General features: G+C 66.9%; 15 protein-coding genes. 4 read left to right on the forward strand and 11 right to left on the reverse strand.

From position 1 onward, the window contains the following. Positions 1-707: 707 nt before the first annotated feature. The gene (locus tag ACIRSU_RS31810) at positions 708-8,066 is read right to left on the reverse strand and encodes a polymorphic toxin-type HINT domain-containing protein (RefSeq protein WP_403799547.1); all 7,359 of its coding nucleotides are present in this window, start codon (positions 8,064-8,066) and stop codon (positions 708-710) included. Positions 8,067-8,799: 733 nt separating this feature from the next. On the opposite strand from ACIRSU_RS31810, the gene ACIRSU_RS31815 reads away from it, so the two are divergent. Continuing rightward, positions 8,800-11,967, forward strand: a complete 3,168-nt coding sequence (locus ACIRSU_RS31815; RefSeq protein ID WP_403799550.1) for a DNRLRE domain-containing protein — start codon at positions 8,800-8,802, stop codon at positions 11,965-11,967. 189 nt (positions 11,968-12,156) lie between these two features. On the opposite strand, the gene ACIRSU_RS31820 is transcribed toward ACIRSU_RS31815, so the two are convergent. From ACIRSU_RS31820 to ACIRSU_RS31850, 7 genes are all read right to left on the reverse strand, one after another. Then, positions 12,157-12,291, reverse strand: a complete 135-nt coding sequence (locus ACIRSU_RS31820; RefSeq protein WP_403799553.1) for a hypothetical protein — start codon at positions 12,289-12,291, stop codon at positions 12,157-12,159. A gap of 14 nt (positions 12,292-12,305) precedes the next feature. Beyond that, on the reverse strand, positions 12,306-12,443 hold the full coding sequence (locus tag ACIRSU_RS31825) for a hypothetical protein (RefSeq protein ID WP_403799556.1): 138 nt from the start codon (positions 12,441-12,443) through the stop codon (positions 12,306-12,308). 72 nt (positions 12,444-12,515) lie between these two features. Next, entirely contained in the window at positions 12,516-13,130 is a 615-nt protein-coding gene (locus tag ACIRSU_RS31830; RefSeq protein ID WP_403799559.1) for an SMI1/KNR4 family protein, read from the reverse strand. Between the two features lie 3 nt (positions 13,131-13,133). Then, the gene (locus tag ACIRSU_RS31835) at positions 13,134-13,271 is read right to left on the reverse strand and encodes a hypothetical protein (RefSeq protein WP_403799562.1); all 138 of its coding nucleotides are present in this window, start codon (positions 13,269-13,271) and stop codon (positions 13,134-13,136) included. A gap of 36 nt (positions 13,272-13,307) precedes the next feature. Further along, entirely contained in the window at positions 13,308-13,916 is a 609-nt protein-coding gene (locus tag ACIRSU_RS31840; protein WP_403800085.1) for a DUF1062 domain-containing protein, read from the reverse strand. A 236-nt stretch (positions 13,917-14,152) separates the two neighbouring features. Beyond that, positions 14,153-14,578 (reverse strand): ester cyclase, encoded by a 426-nt coding sequence (locus ACIRSU_RS31845; RefSeq protein WP_403799564.1) that lies wholly within the window; start codon positions 14,576-14,578, stop codon positions 14,153-14,155. Positions 14,579-14,620: 42 nt separating this feature from the next. Next, positions 14,621-14,758 (reverse strand): hypothetical protein, encoded by a 138-nt coding sequence (locus ACIRSU_RS31850; RefSeq protein ID WP_403799567.1) that lies wholly within the window; start codon positions 14,756-14,758, stop codon positions 14,621-14,623. 343 nt (positions 14,759-15,101) lie between these two features. On the opposite strand from ACIRSU_RS31850, the gene ACIRSU_RS31855 reads away from it, so the two are divergent. Genes ACIRSU_RS31855 through ACIRSU_RS31865 form a run of 3 tightly spaced genes read left to right on the forward strand, consistent with a single transcriptional unit; the run spans position 15,102 to position 16,929 of the window. After that, on the forward strand, positions 15,102-15,386 hold the full coding sequence (locus tag ACIRSU_RS31855) for a hypothetical protein (protein ID WP_403799570.1): 285 nt from the start codon (positions 15,102-15,104) through the stop codon (positions 15,384-15,386). Beyond that, positions 15,386-16,588 (forward strand): hypothetical protein, encoded by a 1,203-nt coding sequence (locus tag ACIRSU_RS31860; protein WP_403799572.1) that lies wholly within the window; start codon positions 15,386-15,388, stop codon positions 16,586-16,588. The genes ACIRSU_RS31855 and ACIRSU_RS31860 overlap by 1 nt, the downstream gene beginning before the upstream one ends. After that, entirely contained in the window at positions 16,585-16,929 is a 345-nt protein-coding gene (locus ACIRSU_RS31865; protein ID WP_403799575.1) for a hypothetical protein, read from the forward strand. Before ACIRSU_RS31860 ends, ACIRSU_RS31865 begins: the two co-directional genes overlap by 4 nt. Before the next feature lie 55 nt (positions 16,930-16,984). Here ACIRSU_RS31865 and ACIRSU_RS31870 read toward each other — a convergent pair whose 3' ends face one another. From ACIRSU_RS31870 to ACIRSU_RS31880, 3 genes are all read right to left on the reverse strand, one after another. After that, the gene (locus tag ACIRSU_RS31870) at positions 16,985-17,446 is read right to left on the reverse strand and encodes a group II truncated hemoglobin (RefSeq protein ID WP_403799577.1); all 462 of its coding nucleotides are present in this window, start codon (positions 17,444-17,446) and stop codon (positions 16,985-16,987) included. A gap of 213 nt (positions 17,447-17,659) precedes the next feature. Further along, positions 17,660-18,340 carry a DsbA family protein gene (locus tag ACIRSU_RS31875; protein WP_403799580.1) on the reverse strand — a complete coding sequence of 227 codons (681 nt, stop codon included), beginning with the start codon at positions 18,338-18,340 and terminating at the stop codon, positions 17,660-17,662. Then, on the reverse strand, positions 18,337-18,837 hold the full coding sequence (locus tag ACIRSU_RS31880; RefSeq protein WP_403799582.1) for a nucleoside deaminase: 501 nt from the start codon (positions 18,835-18,837) through the stop codon (positions 18,337-18,339). Before ACIRSU_RS31880 ends, ACIRSU_RS31875 begins: the two co-directional genes overlap by 4 nt. Positions 18,838-18,847 lie beyond the last annotated feature (10 nt).

Raw genomic sequence — 18,847 nt, forward strand, 5'->3', positions numbered from 1 at the left:
CTCAAGGGCAGTTTCTACGGGGCGACGTACCTGAGCCAAATCAACCACGGGAAGCGGACCCTCCCGCTGGACCTGGCCGGGCACGTCGGTCGAGTGCTGAGAACGGACGGCTCCTTCGAGCGCTACGAAGAGGTCCAGCAAGGGGGATGGAGAAGCGCGTCCGCGACATCGAGGAGTGGCGACCGAAGCCGGCCCCGGGCCCCTTCAGCTGGAGCCGTACATCACAGCCCTCGTGAAGGCTTCCAGCCCCTACGACATCTCACCACCAAGCCTGGCCCAGATAAGCCGCACCATCTACCAATGCTAGACCCGCCACATTCGACGCTCGACGCGACCAACCTGCTGTTGCGAGTCCTAGATTACTGCCCCAAATGAACCCTCAACTGATATGCCGCCAATTTATGCCGCTCAAGCGCCACCGGGGGCTCCACAGCATCAGCTGTTGGAACCCCCAGCGTTGATCACAACCCGACCTTGAACTCTACAGCGGCCCCAGAACCTCGTATGGGGTTTCCATTTCAGACTCCCCCAAGAGGTCCAGAAAGAGCTGATACTGCACGAAGTTACGCCGATCGATCAAGCCGCTTTCAGGCCAGATGGCGTCACATTCCGGGCACTTCGAAAACGTGATCGAGAACCGAGTCCCCTTCACTCTCTCAAGAAGCGCTTGCCCACATCGGGGACACTCCACTGAATTCCATCCCGATCTAGTATGGATATGCACTAATTACCTCTGTAGTGCCTGGCTTCACAATAATGCGGATCGACGTCTGACCACCATCGCCAATCACTCGCCCCATAGGCACTACGTATGCTGCTGGATCATTGGGCTCTGCGTCACCTCGCTTCAGCCAAGCCTCATCGACCAACTCCAGCGGGCTCTGCTGACCAGTAAAAATGCTGTGATTGTTTTTGTTGGGCTTCAGGCTCTCCGCAGTGTGGGCCCCAACGTGGAAGATTCGGTGCCCCTCACCACCCCTCATAGGTCCGTAGATAAGACCAGCAGGAGTCCGGAGCCGACCACCCCCAAGATCGGTCACGTTAACGCAGCTGGTGTTGTGAACGAGTACCGACGTAGAGCCCGCCAGCACATAGTACGTATGGAGATCTGCGACCGTGAGGTTATAGGTGTCCTGCTTGGCCTCATAGATGCGGACAGCGCTGACCGTAACAGTGGTCCCGACGTCCGTCCGAAGGGTCATGCCTGGCTTGAGCTGACCCGCGTCGATCCACGCCCGCTCGGACTCGACCCAGAACGGGTGGTGATCCGTCGCGGTAAGGGTGTCCAGGCCGTCCGCGTCAGCGATAGCAAGGTTGACATAGGTCTTGTCATCTCGAGTGAAGATGGACGCCGTTACTCGCTTTGAACCGGTCTCCCCTGTCTCAGGGTCGGTTGCCAGGACGTTGTCACCAGCCTCAACTTCTTCGATCGGCTTGTTAGTTCCATCGGCCATAAGGACCGGCGTTCCAGATACGAAGCTGTTGGGCGAACACGGCCCTCCCGAACTGCCCTTCAGGCCACCTATCTTCTCAAGCTTGGCCCGCAGCTCCGCAGCTGTACGACCCATCGGAGCAATGCCGCCACGATCTTCGTAGCCGTTGTACTGCGCCGCTCGGGCTGTGTCCATATCCCAGAAAGCCTTCTTCAAACCCTCAGGGCAGTCGTAGGCTTCTGGGCCGGTGCAGCTACCGTCGGCTTCAGCCAGGAGGTCATCCTGCGAAACTTCGGAGTAGTCGTGGCGAATCCGATCGAGGCGTTCCTGATAGACGCGATTCCAAGCGGCGTATCGCTTAGGGGAAAGATACTTCTTCGCAACGTCAGTAATGACGTCGGCCGTCACGCCAATCAGGATGTTTTCCTGGCAGACCGAGCAACCATTCGGGCTGTAGTCCCGGTTGTACTTGCCCCACTCGCTGTTCTTCTCCGTGTTCCAACCGCCGTTGCCGGTTGGGGAACAGCTCACGCCCCCTCGGCCGCAGTCGTCCGGGGCGAGCCCCGACGGGTCCGACAGGGTTGTCGGGCTTCCGTTGGCGTACGTGTACCCGTTCATCTGAAGCGCGTCTGTGATGTCGATGACCGGGTCCGCCGACAGGAAGCGGCCGGCCGTCGGGTCGTACTCGCGGGCGCCGATGTGGGTCAGGCCCGTCGTGGAGTCGTCGACGCCGGTGCCCAGGAAGGTGTGGCGGTCGGGCCAGTTCGAGGGCTCGGCGCCGCGGGGGTTGCCGTAGGGGTCGTAGTAGCGGCGGGTGATCGCCTGGCCGTTGGTCTGGTCGACGGCGGTCGACGACGTGCCGTGCTGGTCGGAGAGCAGGACCGTGAGCTTGTGGCCGGTGGTCTTGCCGTTGGTGGTGCGGACCGTCGTCGGGGCGCCTGGGTGGGCGTAGTAACGCTGGGCGTTCAGCGCCTGGCCCGAGGTGTTGACGGTGATCTCGGATTCACCGAGGAAGAGGGTGCGGGTAGTTCCGGTGAGCTCGATCAGGCGGTTGCCCGAGGCGTCGTACAGGTAGCTCGTGGTGTCGCTGGGGGTCCACTTCTGGGCGTTCGACTTGTTGCAGGAGTAGAGCTGGAGGTTCTTGCCGTTCGTGTCATCGGCGCTCGGTACGTCGACGCACAGATTGGCCGCGGCGTTGTAGAGGGACTGGTCGTCCGGCCGGCTGACGAACTGCTGGGCCGTGCTCTTGTCGACGCAGGCGGAGAGAACCAGCGCGGTGCCGCTGACCGTGGCGCACTTGCCGAGGGCCTTGAGAGTGCCGCCGGAGAGCTTCCACTGCTGGGCCTTGCTTCCGTTGCAGGCGTAGATCTGGATGGCCGTGCCGTCGGTCGACTTGCCGCCCTCGACGTCCAGGCACTTGCCGGAAATCGCGTTCGTGAAAGCGCCCTTGCCGCTGCCGAAGCCGCTGACCGAGGTCAGCTTGTTGCGGCGGTCCCAGGTCAGGCTCTGCGTGTCACCGTTGATGACACGATCGGTCGTGTTTCCGGTGGCGTCGTAGCCGTATGTCGATCGCGATTCGACTGTGGTAGTCGAAGTGACAACCTTCGAGTCAGCCTGGACCAGGGTGTGCGGCTGGACCAGCTCGGGCGCCTGGGTGCCGTTGTTGGTGACCGTCTTGCCGTACGTGTAGCTGTAGTTGTCGTCCAGCTTCTCGTCGGTCGGGTCGTGGACGGTCAGACCGGCGCGGTTGCCGATCGTGTCGAACGTGTACGAGTGCCAGTAGCCGCTGCCGTCCACTCCGGACGAGAGCTGAGCACGGGTCGGGCCCGCGCCCTGCGTTGTCCCGCTCGTGGGGCACTTGTCGATGCCGGTCCAGGCCTCGACAAGGCGGCCCATCGGGTCATAGGCGAAGCACTGCCAGTCGATCTTCGTCGATGGCACAGTCGTATCCGGCTGCGTCTCTGTGATCGACGTGGTGTTGCCGACGGTGTCGTAGCCGTAGTTCAGCGTGGAGATCAGGCTCGGCTGGGTTTCCCGATGGTCGTACGCCTTGCTCAGTCGGCCCGTCGACTCGTCGTACTCGTTCGTCGTCCAGACCCGACGTCCCGCGTCACCCGACGTGGTGCGCAGGACGTCGCCGAACGGGCTGTAGATCGTGTCCGTCGTGTACCAGTCCAGGCCCGACGTGGTGATGGGCATGCCCTCGGCGTTGTAGCGCGTGATCACCTTCTCGGCCGCGAGGCCGCCCGGGGTCGCGGGGAGCGTCACCGACTGCGGCTTGCCGGTCAGCGTGTACGTGCTGCTGTAGGCGTAGGTGCCGGCGAGGCCCGTCGTGGTGTTGACCACGTCCGGGATGGTGATCTTCGTGCCCGTCGGGCGGTATTCGGTGTCGTAGCCGGTGATCTCGCTGGTGTACGCCGCTCCGCCGTAGTAACGGGTGGACGCCACGGGGTAGCCCTTGGCGCCGGTCAGCGTGTCGTACGTCCACTTCGAGACGAGCGGACCGGTGGCCGAGTCGTCGCGGAGTTCCGTCTTGCGGCCGAGCGCGTCGTACGTGGTGTACTGCGCGCGGTTGAGGCTGTCCTTCGCCCAGACCTGGCGGTCGAGGTCGTCGTAGCCGAAGCTCGCGGCGCCCATGTCGGGGTCCTTCGACGCCGTGAGCCGGCCGCGGACGTCGTAGGCGTAGGTCCAGGTGTTCTGCTTGGGGGCGGTGACGGTGGCGAGCTTGCCCCGGGGGTCGTACGCGTACAGCGTGTCCAGGGACGCGGAGAGATCAGTGGTCGTGTAGTGCTGGACCTTGACCGTGCGGTCTGCCGCATCGGTCCACGTCTTCACCGCTCGACTACCGCTGAGCGGGGTGGTGCCGTCGACGGACATGCCCGTACGGGTCAGAGTCCAGTCTCCTCCGTACTGGACCGTGCTGGAGTACTGGTCGGTGCCCTTATAAACGGTCGTGGTGCGGATAGCGCGGCCCAGGCCGTCGTACGAGATCTTCGTCGAGTTGGGGACCAGATAGGACGAGGCCGGAACGAAGGTCTCGGGCTCGGGCTCGTCCTTGTCGTAGTAGCCGTTCTTCGTCTCGCTCACGGCGCCGTTGACGTTGTAAAGCGTGTCCGTGATGATGCGGCCGCCACCAGCCGCCTCAGTCTGAGTCTGGCGGGGGCGCAGGTTGCCGTCGTAGATGGCGACGGACATCGTGTACGTGCCGTTGTCGCGCAGGGTCTCGGTCGTGACCGCGGGAACGAGGTCGCCCTTGATCTGGTACGTGAACCGCGCCGAGGGGCTGTCGGTGTCCGGGTTGCGGGACGGCGACCAGACGGCGACGACGCGCCCGAGACCGTCGTACTTGCTGGTGGTCTTGCGCCCGTTGGGGTCGGTGACCGAGAGGACACTGCCTCGGCCCGGGTCGACGGTGGAAACGGACGACTGGCTGAGCGCGTTGGTGACCGTGGTCTGGAAGGCCGGGCCCGTGGCCGGGCTGTAGATGGTGGTGGTCGCCTTGTCGTTCGCGTCCATCACCTCGGTCACACGTCCGAGCTCGTCGTACTTGGTGCGGACCGTGGGAATCCAGCCGCTGCCGGTCTCGTCGATCGTGTCGACCTGACGAGGCAGTCCCTTGGTCGGCGCTGTGCCGAAGGCGTTCAGCGCGTCATACGACGTGCGGACATCGGAGATGATCTTGTTGCCGGTTGCGGCCGTGGCTGCGCCACAGTCACCGACGGTCGCGCGCACCCGCTGGGGCAGACCGATGAGGTACGTGTCGGCCGTGTTCTTGTGAACATACGTCGTCGTCGTACAGGTCTCGTCGGCCTTGGTCTTCCCGTCGGCCGCCAGCGTGTACGTGTACGAGGTCGCGGGAAGGCCATACGTCGTCTCGAACGTGGGATCGGTGACCTTGGTCCGGGTCGTGCCGTCGCTGAGCGTCTCGATGGACTGGGTCCACTCGGTGTTGACGCGGTAGGCGTTGAGATCAGGGAGGCCGCCTCCGCGTACGCGGGTCGCGGTCGTCACGGCTGACGGAAGACTGACCTCACGGCTGAGGACGGTTCCCCCGTTACGCGTATACGTGGTGACCTCGGCGGCTCGGCCCTGGTAGGCGAGCTGGTCCTCGACTGTTTCGTCGGTACCGTCGGCCTTCTTGAGGGAGAGGTTCACCACCGTGCCGCCAGCGTCCTTGGACATGCCACGGAAGTAGCGCGTAACGGTCCTGGACTCCTCCGTGGAAGGCGTCGCGCCCACGGCCGAAGTGACGCCCTTGTAGACGCCGACCTTGTTGTAACCCCGCCACTGGTCGTAGGTGCGCAGCTCGGGCTTCACGAACTCGTCGGTGTTCTTCGCCCAGGCCGCGCCGGCCGTCTCGTCGTACTTGTACGTCGTCTTGACGTCGGGCTGCCGAGTGGCCCGGTCCTTCTCCGTGACGCTCCTGACGATGTACTTGTTGAACCACTCGATCTTCGGGTTCTCCACCTCCGGGTCGGGCGACCACTTGGAGGGGAAACAGCGGCTCTTGTTGCCCTCAGGCGATGCGGGAATGTCCGTGGGAAGGCACGGAGCGGAGTACTCGACCTGAATCTCCCCGCCGGTCTCGGTGCGGATGGTCTCCACCCGCAGTCGGTCGAATCCCGGCGTCGGGTCGTTCGAGCCGCTCTTGACACGGTTGGGCATGTCTACGACGTTGGGAAGGAAGGAGACGGAAGGCAGCGGAGTGCTGTTGTCGCCGTCCGCGTCCTTCTCGGTCCCGTATCCCGTACGGTCGATGGCCTCCAGCCAGAGCGGCGGGTGGGTGTCCGTGCGCTGATACGGGAACGAGTGCTTGAGTGTCCAGGTGTCTACCGGGGAGAGCGCCGTCGAGCCTGGCGTGCGCTGGGCCTCAGTGCTGACCGACGTCAGCATCATCCGGCTCCAGAACGTCGGAGAGCCGACGTAGCAGTTCGTCGTCGTGGAGGAACAGTTCAGCGTGGCGGGCGTGTCCCACCAGGGCTGCTTGTCCTCGTAGTTCTTGGACTCGAACTCCGTGTCGTTGCAGCTGACCGTTCCGACGCGGATGCATCGCTGGTCGACGCCGAACTTGACCCTGCCTGCCGGCGCACCGCCGAGGTTGCCGGCCCGGAGGCCGTAGAGGATCTGCGTCGGGTAGCTGGCCCGGTCGTAGCTGACCGCGGGCTTGAACTTGCCGTTGCGCGCGTAGAGGTTCTTCTCCTGCTTCCAGTCGATGACCATGGCGTTGCCGTGGACGTCCTCGACGTAGTCGAGGTTCCAGCGCCATGCCTGCTCGCAGGAGGAGTCGGCGTACGCGGCCTGGTGGCAGGGCTCGCCGCTCTGGTTACCGAAGACGGGGACCTTGGAGACCGAGTCGGTCAGGGCCCGGGTACCGGTGGTGCCGTCGACGTCGTTGCGGCCGAAGTAGTACCGGGTGCCGTCGCGGGTGGAGACCCGCCAGTGCTCACCGTTGTACTTGGAGTCCTGCGCCGTCGTCTTGGGGATGCCCGCGCTGTCCAGGTACTCGACCTTCGAACCGTCGTCGTTTGCGGGAACCCAACGGGTTCCGTCGTGGACGAGCTCAGTCGTCGAGCCGCCGAGGGACATGACGACGTTGTCGCTGGCCCAGCACAGGTCGGACTTCTTCTTGTCCGTCGCGTTGTTGTTGTTGCCGTTGACCAGGTCGTCGGAACAGGTCCGGTAGCGGCGTTCGATGAAGCCGGGGTGGTAGTCCCAGCCGTCACCGACCCAGGACGCCTGCCCGTTGGTGACCGAGGTCTTGCCGTCGACCGACTGAGAGGAGTAGTTGAACGCGATCTTGGGTGCGGGCCCGGCCGGGGGGGCGGGCACGGTCAGCGGGTAGCTCCAGGAGAATCCGCCACTGCTGCCACCCGCCGACCAGGAGCCGGAAGCGCCGAGCGAGGTCGCCCGGTACGTACCGCCGGCACCCGCGCCGGAGTCGGTGGCAGCGAGGACGGTGGGGCCGCCACCTGACTGGGTGGACAGCCCCTGGGCCTGGGAAGCGGCGGGGTCGACCGTAGCGCGGATGGTCTTCGCCACCGGGTCGTTCGTGCTGGGCACCTCGACAGGGGTGTTGCACGAGTCCAGATCAGGCGTCGAGAGGAAGCACTCCGGCAGCTGGACGAGCTTCAGGCGGGTGGCCCATTCGTTGCCGTAAAGATCCTCGAACCTGCTGTAGTCGAGTTCCAGGTCGACGGGAGTGGAACCGGTCGTCGGCGGGGTGACCTTGAGGATCGCGCCGTTGAGCACATCGGCCTCGGTCGCCTCCTTCGGCTTGACCTCGACCCACCACTGACCCGACGGGTCGGGAGGAGTGGTCGTGGTGCCCATGGTCGCCTTGCCCATACGGACAGGCAGATTCTGGACTTGGCGCAGCTGATCGCCAACGTTGCTCAGGTCGACGGGCTCGGCGGCGGTGTCCAGGGGGGCGACAGCCGTGGGGTTGTACTCGTCCGGAGGTGAGGCCGGAGTGCCGGACCACGACGTGAAGCTCTCGATCTTCGCGGTGTCCGGCATAGCGGCCGTGGTGCCCTGCAGCTCGGGAAGCGCCACGCCGTCCCGGGGAGTATCCGGCGGTACGGCCCATGCCGGCGCCGGCAACAGGGAGGTGACAAGCAGCGCGGACACCGCCACGCCGAGTCCACGGGCGCGCGGACGGGCGCGCGCGGAATGAGGCCGCCACAGAGCACCAGGAGAGAGGCGCTTTCTGATGGCGGGCAGGCGAGACGGGCGTCCCGAACCGGACGAGGACATGCAAACCCCCCACATCCGCTGCCGGCCGAGGGTGCACGACCCGCAGGGAATCAACGAATAGCCAGCAGATTGTGCAGACGCGCGGCACAGAAAATCCACGAACGACGACCATGTGTGCCTTTACTCACAACTGATTTCAACCCATCAGAGAAATAAGTGAGTTGACAGCCAGACAGTCGGAAATCAAGTCGGAATGCATGTTTGCCTGCACATAAGGCATGCCGTGCGGAACTTGATCAAGGCTTCCCATTTCGCCCGTCAAGATACGCTGGATTAAGCCTCTATGCCTGCTTCGCTGACGAAGCCAGGAAGGCGCAAGCATTGCGGCCGCCGCCTCCACCCGACATGACATAGATGGAGATGGCCCCCTGCAGGTTCCCTTCGCTTCACGTACGGCTCGTGACGGGACCGTGAAGATGGGACATGCTCTGCTGGCACACATCCGCGCATCGCGCGATTCCAAGGGCAGCTCGGCATCCAGGCGCCCGCGGGGGGAAAGGAAGTCATGGACGCCTCAAAGTCCGCAGAGAACGCGGGGCATGCGAGCTCGGAAACCGCCGAAGCCGTGGCATCACATACACCAGACCAGCAACCTACGCGGCGGCGGCGACACGTGGCCGGTCTCGCCGCACTGTTGGCAGCTGCCCTGGCCGTGCCCCTGGCAGTTCACCTCCACACCAGCGACCCCAAGGCCACCGACCCGGCGACCCGCGCGAACGTCGAGAACAAGCCGCATCGACCTGTCACCTCCGCAGAGGCCTTGGCACAGGCCAAGCGCACGGGCAAAGAGGTCATGGTCACGGCGGCGCACACCGCCGACTCGACGACCTGGGCCCAGCCCGATGGGCTGCTCCGCACTCGCATCTACAGCGACACGATCCGCGCCAAGAGCGGTGGCGAGTGGAAGCCCATCGACACCACCCTCCACCGCGTCAAGGGCGGCTACGCGCCCCACGCGACCAACGACTCCCTGCTCTTCAGCGCGGGTACTCCACGGGCGACCGGCGACAGCACGAAGCGTGCCTCGCGGGCTCTGACCCGCCTCGCACCGCGCCAGGTCGCCGCAGCCTCCGCCGAAGAGCCGGCCTGGACCGAACTCGTCCGCCTCAATGTCGAAGGCCACGACCTCGTCGTCAGCTGGCCGGGGCCTCTCCCGGAGCCGACCGTCAACGGGTCCCGTGCCCTGTACGAAAACGTCCGGCCCGGCATCGATCTGCTGCTCACCGCCCGTGACCGGGGTTACTCCCATGTCCTGGTGGTGCACACACCGGAAGCGGCGAACGATCCCCTCCTGGCCGAGCTCGACTATCGCCTCTCCTCCCCGACACTGACCTTCTCCCTCGACACCACGACACGTGTCGTCAGCGCGCAGGACAAGGACGGTGAGGAGATCGCCACTGCGCCGACTCCCTACCTGTGGGACTCGGCGGGCGCTACAAGGGCAACGGAGGGTGAGCCGGCACCCGCTGTCGATCCTGCCATCGATGGCACCGCGCTCGCTCTGCCCGGCATCGCGGGCCCGCAGCCCGGCAGCCACGACGCCGCCCTCGACGCGACCCTCGACGCCGACAACACGCTCGGCATCACGGTGAAGGGGAAGACACTGGCCGATCCGGACCTGGTCTATCCCGTCTTCATCGACCCCTCGTTCAAGGGGCAAAAGAAGAGCTGGACCCTGCTGTATCAGAAGTACCCGTCGTCCAGCTTCTACAACGGCCAGAACTTCAACGACGGCTCCAATGAGGCCCGCGTCGGATACGAAGCGACCAGTGGCGGCCTGTCCCGGTCCGTCTTCAACTTCGACTTCGGCAGTCAGCTTTACGGAGTCACCGTGAAGTCGGCTGCCTTCCATGCCTGGCAGACGTACTCCTGGGGCTGCTCGGCGCGAAAGTACGACCTCTGGCTCACCAGCGCCATCAACAGCACCCACACCTGGAACAACCAGCCGAGCTGGCAGCGCATTCTCGGCAGCCAGACCAACGGTTACGGTTACAACGCAACTAGCTGTCCGGACAAGTGGGTTGCCGTCGACATCAAGTCGACCGCGCAATCTGCGGCCACCGGCAAGTGGCCGCAGATCACCCTCGGACTTCGCGCATCCAGCGAGAGCGACACCAATTCCTGGAAGAAGTTCATGGCCAACGGTGAGACGTCGCCGTACATCGACGTCGTCTACAACCGACCGCCGAACGAGCCCGTCCAGTCCGCCATGTCGACCACTCCGGGCGGAACCTGCGACTACACCGCCCCGTACCCGTCGATCGGTCTGAGCGACATCATGTTCCGCGCCAAGGGCACGGACACCGACGGCAACCTGCGCTACGTGCACATCAAGGTCTGGCCGACCGGCGACACCGCGCACCCCGTCATCGACAAGGACTACAGTCCGACCAGCGACGGAACCGCGACGACGACTGTCCCGTCGTCGAGCTTCACCGACGCGAAGACGTACTCGTGGACCGCCTGGACGGTCGACACGGAGGGTGCGACATCGGCATGGGGACCGGCGGGTACGTCCGCGTACTGCCAGTTCCTCGTCGACAAGACCGCGCCCACGAGTCCCGAGGTCAAGTCGACCGAGTACCCGGAGTCGGGGGACGACCAGAGCGTCTGGAGCACTGTCACGCAGGGCACGGCGTCGGTGTTCACCTTCACGCCCAAGGGCGGTGACGTCGGCTGCTACGAATACAGCTTCAACGGGCCTCGGTACGACCAGCCCTGCCTCGCTACGCAGGACGCCACCAAGCCCACGAACACTCCTCCGCTGACTCCCCCACTCGCCGGCCCCAACACCCTCTACGTCCGCGCCCGCGACAAGGCGGGAAATGTTTCGGCGCCCACGACCTACACGTTCTTCGTCCGGCCCCGCCCCGGCAAGGACAAGCCCGGTGACGCGAGCGGCGACAGCATCCCCGACCTGTACACCATCAGCGACAAGGGCACCCTCCAGCTGTGGGCGGCGAGCGACGGTGGAGACCTCGATTCGTCCCTGTCGGCTGCCTACGTCACGGAGAAGGGGGAGACGAAGCCCGCTCCCGACGGGTACTGGACAGACGCGCTGATCACCCACAACTCGGACTGGTTCCCCGGCGACGGCATCACCGACCTCCTTGCACGCACCAAGGGCAGCGACGGCGTGTACCGGCTGGAGCTGTACCCGGGTGACGGCTACGGGAGCTTCGACATCAGCAAGCGCATCGACGTGCTGCTGCCGGCTGGAGCTCCCGCACCGGCCGCCCTCACCCAGATCGTCGCCATCGGCGATGCCACGGGCGATGGCTACCCGGACGCCATGGCCACCACAGCCGACGGCAGCCTCTGGGCATTCACCGGATACACAGGAGGGTCCTTCGAGCAGGCGACGCGCCTGATCAGCGGTTCCTGGAGCGACCGGGACATCCTCATCGCCGGTGACGTCAGCGGCGACGGCGTTCTCGATCTCGTGTTCCGCAACAACACCGCGGGAGAACTGCGACGACGCGAGGGCAAGCCCAACGCGTCGGGAACGGGTACCGATCTCCTGTCGCTGGCCTCCGCCGCAGCCTCGGCCTCGCTGACGGACCCCGTCTACAGCCTGGCGGCCGGATGGCAGCCGACCGAGATCACCCAGTTCATGGGCACCCCGGACCTCAACCACGACGGCATCCCGGACTTCTGGGCGATGTACAAGACAGGCATCGTGCGCTTCTACCGCGGCGGACGCACCGCACACGAGGCGGCGTACGACAACGTCATCGTGTCCACGGACGACCTGTGGACCGACAAGGTCGCCTTCGGATAGGCGGACCGAACCTGCGTACGGCCCCGCCCACCTGACAGCTGGGCGGAGCGGGGCCTTCGGCGTCTGGGGGCTGCGGGCCTGCTGACTCTCGCCTCGTCCGTCAAGGCGCACAGACCCCCACCGAAACGCGTCCGGCCGCCTGCCGTCCGTAGGGACGACAGGCGGCCGGACGTATGCCGGTGGCGGCGCCTACGGGCAGTTGCCGATGGCGCCGGCCAGGACGCTGTAGGTCGGGCCCTGGTCGAGCGCCACGGCGGTGCCCGCCAGGCCGGCCACGGCCAGCGCGGCCACGAGGGCGAAGGCGATACGGGTCTTGATGCTCATGTTGGTTCCCCCGATCACGGGCAGTTGCTGACGTTGCCGGCCAGGACGGCGTACTGCGGACCCTGCGTCAGGGCCGACGCGGCGCCGACCGCGAGCGTGGTCGCGGCGAACGCCAGGGCGATCGCGACGCTGATGCGCTTCTTGATGTTCATGGTGGTTCTCCCCCAAGTGTCGGCCCGATGCCGATAGTTGGCCTGATCATGCCATGGCGAGAAATCGTCCGCTCACCACTGCACCAGGTCCGCGAAGCCGCGCCCCGCCCAGTCCGCGAAGGTCGCGGGGCTGCCGCCGAGCCTCATCGGGAGGAGGAGGTCGCAGGTGGCGCGGGCGTCGAACCACATCTCGCCGCGGTGCGGGCCGGTGACGACCAGGAGGGAGCGGAAGCCGCAGCCGCCCTCGCGGAGGAAGACGGCGCCGGCCGTCTTCCGCTCCTGGAGCACGCCGCACTCGGCGTCCCACATGTCCCAGGCCGCCTGGTCCTCACGGGGCGGTTCCCGGTCCCCGAGCTCGTCGTCGTAGGCGGCGTACGAGTCGGGGTGCGGGAACGGGTGGGTGAGCAGGTCGTGGTTGGTCTCGGTGTTGCCGTACCAGCCCCAGCCCTGCGCGCCCCGGGTGAGGGCGTGGAGCCCCCTGCCGCCGGCGCCGACCCGCAGCAGGTGGTGACGGTAGTCGGCCGGGAAGACGATGCCCAGCTGGGCCTCGGCCTCCTCGACCTCCTCCTCGTGCAGCGGCGGCGGCGTGGTGTCCCCGAGCCGCGGCCACGCCTGGGGGATGGAGGGGCCACGACGGTGGCCCCGCTCCAGTCGGTGCAGCTCGGCGATCCAGTCCGTGCCGGTCATCGGCTACGGGCAGCTGGTGACGTTGCCGGCCAGGACGTCGTACGTCGGGCCCTGGCCCAGCGCGGCCGCGGTGCCGAACGCCAGCGTGGTCGCCGCGAAGGCGAGGGCGATCGCGATGCCGATGCGCTTCTTGATGTTCATGGTGGCGGTCCCCCTTCAAGTGACGGCGTTCCGCCGTCAGTTAGTCGTGATCATGCCATGACTCAAAGCCGTCAGCAGGCCACTGCCGCCGCGCTTGAGCAGGAACGTGAAGTCGCCGGAGAGCCTGCCGCTCAGCCGGACCGCCGACACCAGGTTCCCCTCCGCGATCAGTCGCTCGACCTCGGCCCGCGACAGGCCGCAGCCTTCGGCGATGAGCCGCACCGGCCGGACGGGGATCCGTGCCGCGAAGCGGACCGAGACCTCGATCGCGTCGCGGTCCGGCCGATCCGGCCCGGCCGAGCCGCCCGTGTCGAGGCGCCAGGCGTCCTGCCAGTCGAGGGCGATGCGGTTGCGGCGCCGCACGGCCGAGTCCTGAAGCAGTTCGGCCGTGAGGCCGATGTCGTTGGCGTGCAGACGGTCGAGGAGGTCGGGGCGTACGGAGCGCACGTTCGTCCGCTCGAAGAGCGTGAGCTTCGCGGTGTCGCCGCACTCCGCGCACAGCACGAGGAGCCAGGCGTCGATGAGCTTGTGGTGGGCGTTGACCCGGAACTTTCCGCCGGCCCGGAAGCGCTCGCAGGCGCAGGCGTGGCAACGGCGGCGGACGAGGGGCAGGCGGGTGGGCACGACCGCCCAGTTTTCGAGCAGCACAGAAGTACACCGGTTTCAGTGTGAGAAGTCCGCAGCAAGAAGGGGCGCGGCGCAGAGGCGCGACGCGCGACAGATCAGCGCTCGGGAGGTCTCACACGGTGTACAACGGCACGTCCTTGCCTGGATTTGCTTCGTCAGGAACGACGTTAAGGGGACGCAGCGGCGCCGCTCCACTGGTTTTCGGGCGCCTCACCGCCGGAGGGGATCCGGCGGTGAGGTGTGGTCGGGCGGCCTCAGTCCGCCTGCGGCCAGGGCCAGCCGAGCTGGATGAAGAGGCCGAGGCGGTCGCTGACGCCACGGATCTCGGTGATCTTGCCCTCGTGGAGGGTGAAGATCCAGATCGCCTCGTTCTCGAAGCTGCGGCCGGTCGGCTCCGGCATGCGCACATGGGCGCTGCTGTGGGTGCCGCGCTGGGTGACGCGCGCGACGACGCGGTCGCCCTCGGCGATCAGCTCCTCGACGGTGCCCGTGAGCGGGTCGAACGCCTCGGCCTGCATGCGCAGGCCCTCGAAGGCCGCGCCGGGCTCGTCGGCCTCACCGTGGATGATCTTGTTGTGGTCGATGACGTCGGGCGCCATGTAGTCGGGCAGATCGGCGAGCCGGCGCTCGCTGATCGCCTCGAAGAAGCCCAGGACCACCTTCTTGTTCGCGTCCACCATGGTGGCCGCCCCCGTTTCCGTTGGTCGTTCCGTTGGTCGTGCTTACGGGCAGTTGCTGACGTTGCCGGCCAGGACCTCGTACGTCGGGCCCTGGGCCAGGGCGGCCGCGGCGCCGACGGCGAGCGTGGTCGCGGTGAAGGCGAGGGCGATCGCGACGGCGATGCGCTTCTTGATGTTCATGGTGGTGGTCCCCCTTTGGCTTACCTTCAAGTGACGGCATTCAGCCGACAGTTAGCCGTGATCATGCCATGGCTCAAAGCCGTAGGTGCGCCCCCTTTACCAGCCCCGGCCCCGGCTCAGCGCGCGCCGCGCGGACCGGGTCCCCCGTTGGGCGGCCGGTACCGCGACCGAAACCGGGCAGGCGGGCGATCCCGGGGCGCCGGGGGCGCAGGGCCGGAACGGAAGCGATCCCGCGCGCCGTGCGCCGTACGAAGGGCCGGCCCCGCGCGCCACGGGAGGGGACGGGGGGTGGCGGTCATGCTGCGAGGAGACCCCGAGCACCCAGCGAAGGAGGCGGCTCATCGTGGCCGACCAAGCACCAGTCACCCAGGCGGCGGCGCCCGTGCGCACCACCATCTACATCAACCGCCGATCCGTCCTGCGCATCGAGGTTCCCATGGCGAACACCATGACGGCGCACAACGACGGCTGGAAGATCACCTTCGACGCGCCGGGCAAGATCCGGCTCCTCATGAACGAAGGACACAACGACCAGATCGACGTCAAGATCGGCGACAACATGGTGTCCAGCGGGGAGGACATCTTCCTCTCGGTGCAGCAGGCCGCTGTCGCGGGTGGGGTGGGCTGATGCCCGACCCGCAGAAGGTCCTCGAATCCCTCGCGAACACGCTTCAGGCAGTGGTCAGACCGGGACCGGGCAGCGCGCTCTTCAATGCGACGGTCGAGCCGCTGCCCGGCCAGATCGACATCGCGGAGATCCTGACCGGCATCCTGGACGCGACGTTCATCACGAAGGACATCCGGTTCGCGGGCTTCAAGCCCGAGGACGCCCTGACCCCGACCGCGCTGGGGAATTCGATCATCGGCGGGCAGCCGCTGGCCGGCACGCCCGTCGCCACCGGGGTCAACGGGCTGCTCGGGCAGCTGACCGGCAAGATCCCCATGCTCAGCCAGACCAAGGTGCCGGTCCAGCTGGAGGTGGTGTGGGCCGTCCAGGACGAGCACGGCCAACCGCTCGCCCAGGACAAGTGGAACATCAGCAAAGGTGTCCCGGTCACGGAAGGCGATGTACCCAAGGTCAAGGGGACCGAGATCGCCATCGCCTTCAAACCGGTCGTGGACGAACTCACCACGACCAATCCGGTACCCGCTCCGGTCCGGTGCCAGCTGGTCGCCACCGTGAAGCTCAAGGCGCTCACCTTCGAGCACTCGGTGTCGCTGCCGGCCGTCCCCGTGCTGATCCCCGCGCTCCTGCTTCCGAAGCTGCTCGCGGCGTTCAGGCACGAGGACTTCGCACCCAAGGCGGGCGACGACGACGGCTTCGTCTTCCTCATGGTGCCCGGGAACTCGCCGCTGCGCAGCCTCGACCAGCTCAAGTCGACGCTGGCGACCCTGCAGGAGACGGTGACCACGCTGAAGTCGTTCGCCGAGTTCGCCACGTTCCTGCTGAAACTCGACGTCCTGGGCAGAGGGATCACCGCCAGCCCGTACTTCTCGTTCACCGCCGCGGACGCGGTGCCGGACCTCAACGAGATCACGGTGATCCAGAACGACATCTTCACCAACGACATCGAGCTGGAGGACGAGATCAGCTCGATGATCTTCATCGGTCCGCCGGGGAAGCTCGTCCACTGGTTCTGCGAGCAGGACTTCGACCACGATGACGGTGACCTGACCGTGACGGTCGGAGAGCAGTTCTTCACCCTCGTCCGTACCTTCGACAGTGCAAACCCGGTCTCCGACCCGCCGGACAAGGTGCACGTCATCACCCCCGCGGACACCAGCAACCACAGCTTCAACGACTTCATGTCCTCCGTGAAGTTCGAGTGAAGCCCACACTCCGCGTCGAGGTCCCCGGCCCGGCATCCTGCTGGACGCTCACCGTCGACGGGATCGTCCATCCCGTCAACGAGAGCGTGCCGGTGGCGCCGGGCCGACGGCAGGTCGACCTCCACTGCGACCTGCTCTGGCCCGCCGGGCAGGCACAAGGGCACCTCACCTGCACTGTCCGTGTCCCGGACGGCGGGCGGGTGCGCCTCACGGCTCCTGGTGCGGAGCTCGCCCCGCTGCTCTTCCCTCAGGGAGACGGGCAGGGTGACCAGAGCGACCAGGGCCCGTCCGGCGGACCAAGCCGGACAGGCCCGTGGTCCCGAGGAGCGCTCAGCGCTTGAGCAGGAACGTGAAGTCGCCGAGAGCCGGAGCCGGAGCTCCGGTCCGGTGGCGTGGTCAGGCGAGGCCGTCCCAGCCCCAGCGCGGGGTGGGGCCGGGGTTGCCGAGGTCCGTACCCGGGGCCGAGGCCGAGACGTCCTTGGCGATCCGGGTGCCCCAGTCGAAGTACTCCATCACCCGGCGGCGCAGCAGGGCGTCGTCGGGCAACTCCTTCTCCACGGCCGCCGTCATCAACTCCATCCAGCGCAGCCGCTGTTCCTCCGTGATGCCGAGCCCGAGATGGGCGCGGAGCAGAGCCTGGTGGCCGCCGTGCTCCGCCGTGAACTCGGCCGGCCCCGAGAAGACCTCGCCCAGCCACACGGCCACGTGCTCCACATGGGTGGCGGTGAAGTCGGCGAAGACGGGCGCGAGGAGCGGGTCGGCCAGGACTCCCTCGTAGAACGTCTCGGAGAGCCGGCGCAGCGCGGCGGCGCCGCCCACGGCCTCGTACAGGGTGTTCGTGTGCTCGGCGTCGCTCATGGAAGCCTCCGGATCCGGGATCTGTCCGTCCAGCTTTCACCCAACACGGCTGGCGTCAAAGGATGTTCGCTCTCGGCGGGGCGGGTCGCCGCGGGCTCCTGCTCCGGCCGGACCGCCGCGGACACACATCCGCCGCCTCCTCACCAGGTGAGGAGGCGGCCGGGAGGTGCGTTGCGGCGCCTTGCGGTGCGTTGCGGTGCCTTGCGGGCGAACTCAGGCGCAGCCCGTGCCGTCCGCGCGACAGACCACGCCGTCGAGCGGGGCCGGGTCGGCGGCGAGCTTCGCCTGGGTGTCGAGGACGGCCTTGCGGAGCTGGGCCGCGCTGGGGACGCCCTCCAGGCGGATGTCGCCGACCAGGATGGTCGGGACGGCCTGGACGCGGTTGGCCTCGGCCTCGCGCAGGGCGTCCTGGTGGCGCTCGTAGTACGTGCCGTCCTCCAGGGCCTTGCGGTACGCCGGCCCGTCGAGGCCGATCTCCTCGGCGAGGGCGACGAGGACGTCGAGCTGCCCGAGGTCCAGGTTCTCCTGGAAGAAGGCCCGGAACATGCGCTGGTTGTACGCGTCGCCGAGGCCCTGCTCGACCGCGAACTGCCAGCCCTCGAAGGCGAGTCGGGTGTACGGCTGCGGGGAGACCGTGGGCAGGGTGATGTCCACGCCCAGGCGGCGGGCCATCGGGTAGACGGCGCGCTTCCAGATCTCCGGCAGGTACGGGTCCTCCGGGCGGAGGGTCGGCTTCGGCTCGGCGCGCAGCTCGAACGGCTTCCACTCGATCTCGACGTCGAGGCCCTCTACGGCCTCCTCGAGCGGCCCTTCCGCCAGCATGCAGAAGGGGCACACGTAGTCGGACCAGACCTGGATCCGGACCTTGGCCGCGGGGTTGGTTTCGGTGCTCACCGGCGGGCGCTCCCTTGCCTGGTCAGGTACTCCTGGAACGGCACCTCGTGGCCCTCGACCGGCAGGTGGGTGGTCCTGACGCCCCACTCCGTCGGGTCGGTGCGGTAGATGCTGTACGAGGAGGAGTAGTCGAAGCCGTACTGGGCCGCGGTCCTGCGGTCGGCGGCGTAGACGATGTGCTCGACGCCGAAGTAGAGGGCGACCTGGTAACACATGGCACACGGCTCGCCGGAGGCGATGAGCGTGGCGCCGTGGGCGGCGAACGAGCCGTGCTTCGCGGCGGCGTTGCGCAGGGCGACCACCTCCGCGTGGGCGGAGGCGTCGCGGTCCTCGCGGACCCGGTTGAAGCCGGTCCCCAGGATCCGGCCGTCGTGGCGGACCACGATGCCGGAGAACGGGATGCCGCCGGCCGCCACGTGCTCGCGGCTGATGCGGACCGCTTCGAGGACCTGCCTGGTCAGCTGCTGGTGCTGCTGGTGCTGTGCTTCGGTGGTCATGCCGGCAGCT

Source organism: Streptomyces sp. NPDC101160 (assembly GCF_044768205.1).
In the GTDB taxonomy this organism is placed as follows: Bacteria; Actinomycetota; Actinomycetes; order Streptomycetales; family Streptomycetaceae; genus Streptomyces.

What these genes read in the sequence shown, in the direction of transcription:
- ACIRSU_RS31850 (WP_403799567.1), bottom strand. Translation starts at nt 14,758, where the DNA reads ATGAACATCAAGAAGCGCATCGCCGTCGCGATCGCCCTCGCCTTCACC.
- ACIRSU_RS31845 (WP_403799564.1), bottom strand. Translation starts at nt 14,578, where the DNA reads ATGGTGGACGCGAACAAGAAGGTGGTCCTGGGCTTCTTCGAGGCGATC.
- ACIRSU_RS31880 (WP_403799582.1), bottom strand. Translation starts at nt 18,837, where the DNA reads ATGACCACCGAAGCACAGCACCAGCAGCACCAGCAGCTGACCAGGCAG.
- ACIRSU_RS31860 (WP_403799572.1), top strand. Translation starts at nt 15,386, where the DNA reads ATGCCCGACCCGCAGAAGGTCCTCGAATCCCTCGCGAACACGCTTCAG.
- ACIRSU_RS31870 (WP_403799577.1), bottom strand. Translation starts at nt 17,446, where the DNA reads ATGAGCGACGCCGAGCACACGAACACCCTGTACGAGGCCGTGGGCGGC.
- ACIRSU_RS31830 (WP_403799559.1), bottom strand. Translation starts at nt 13,130, where the DNA reads ATGACCGGCACGGACTGGATCGCCGAGCTGCACCGACTGGAGCGGGGC.
- ACIRSU_RS31825 (WP_403799556.1), bottom strand. Translation starts at nt 12,443, where the DNA reads ATGAACATCAAGAAGCGCATCAGCGTCGCGATCGCCCTGGCGTTCGCC.
- ACIRSU_RS31835 (WP_403799562.1), bottom strand. Translation starts at nt 13,271, where the DNA reads ATGAACATCAAGAAGCGCATCGGCATCGCGATCGCCCTCGCCTTCGCG.
- ACIRSU_RS31820 (WP_403799553.1), bottom strand. Translation starts at nt 12,291, where the DNA reads ATGAGCATCAAGACCCGTATCGCCTTCGCCCTCGTGGCCGCGCTGGCC.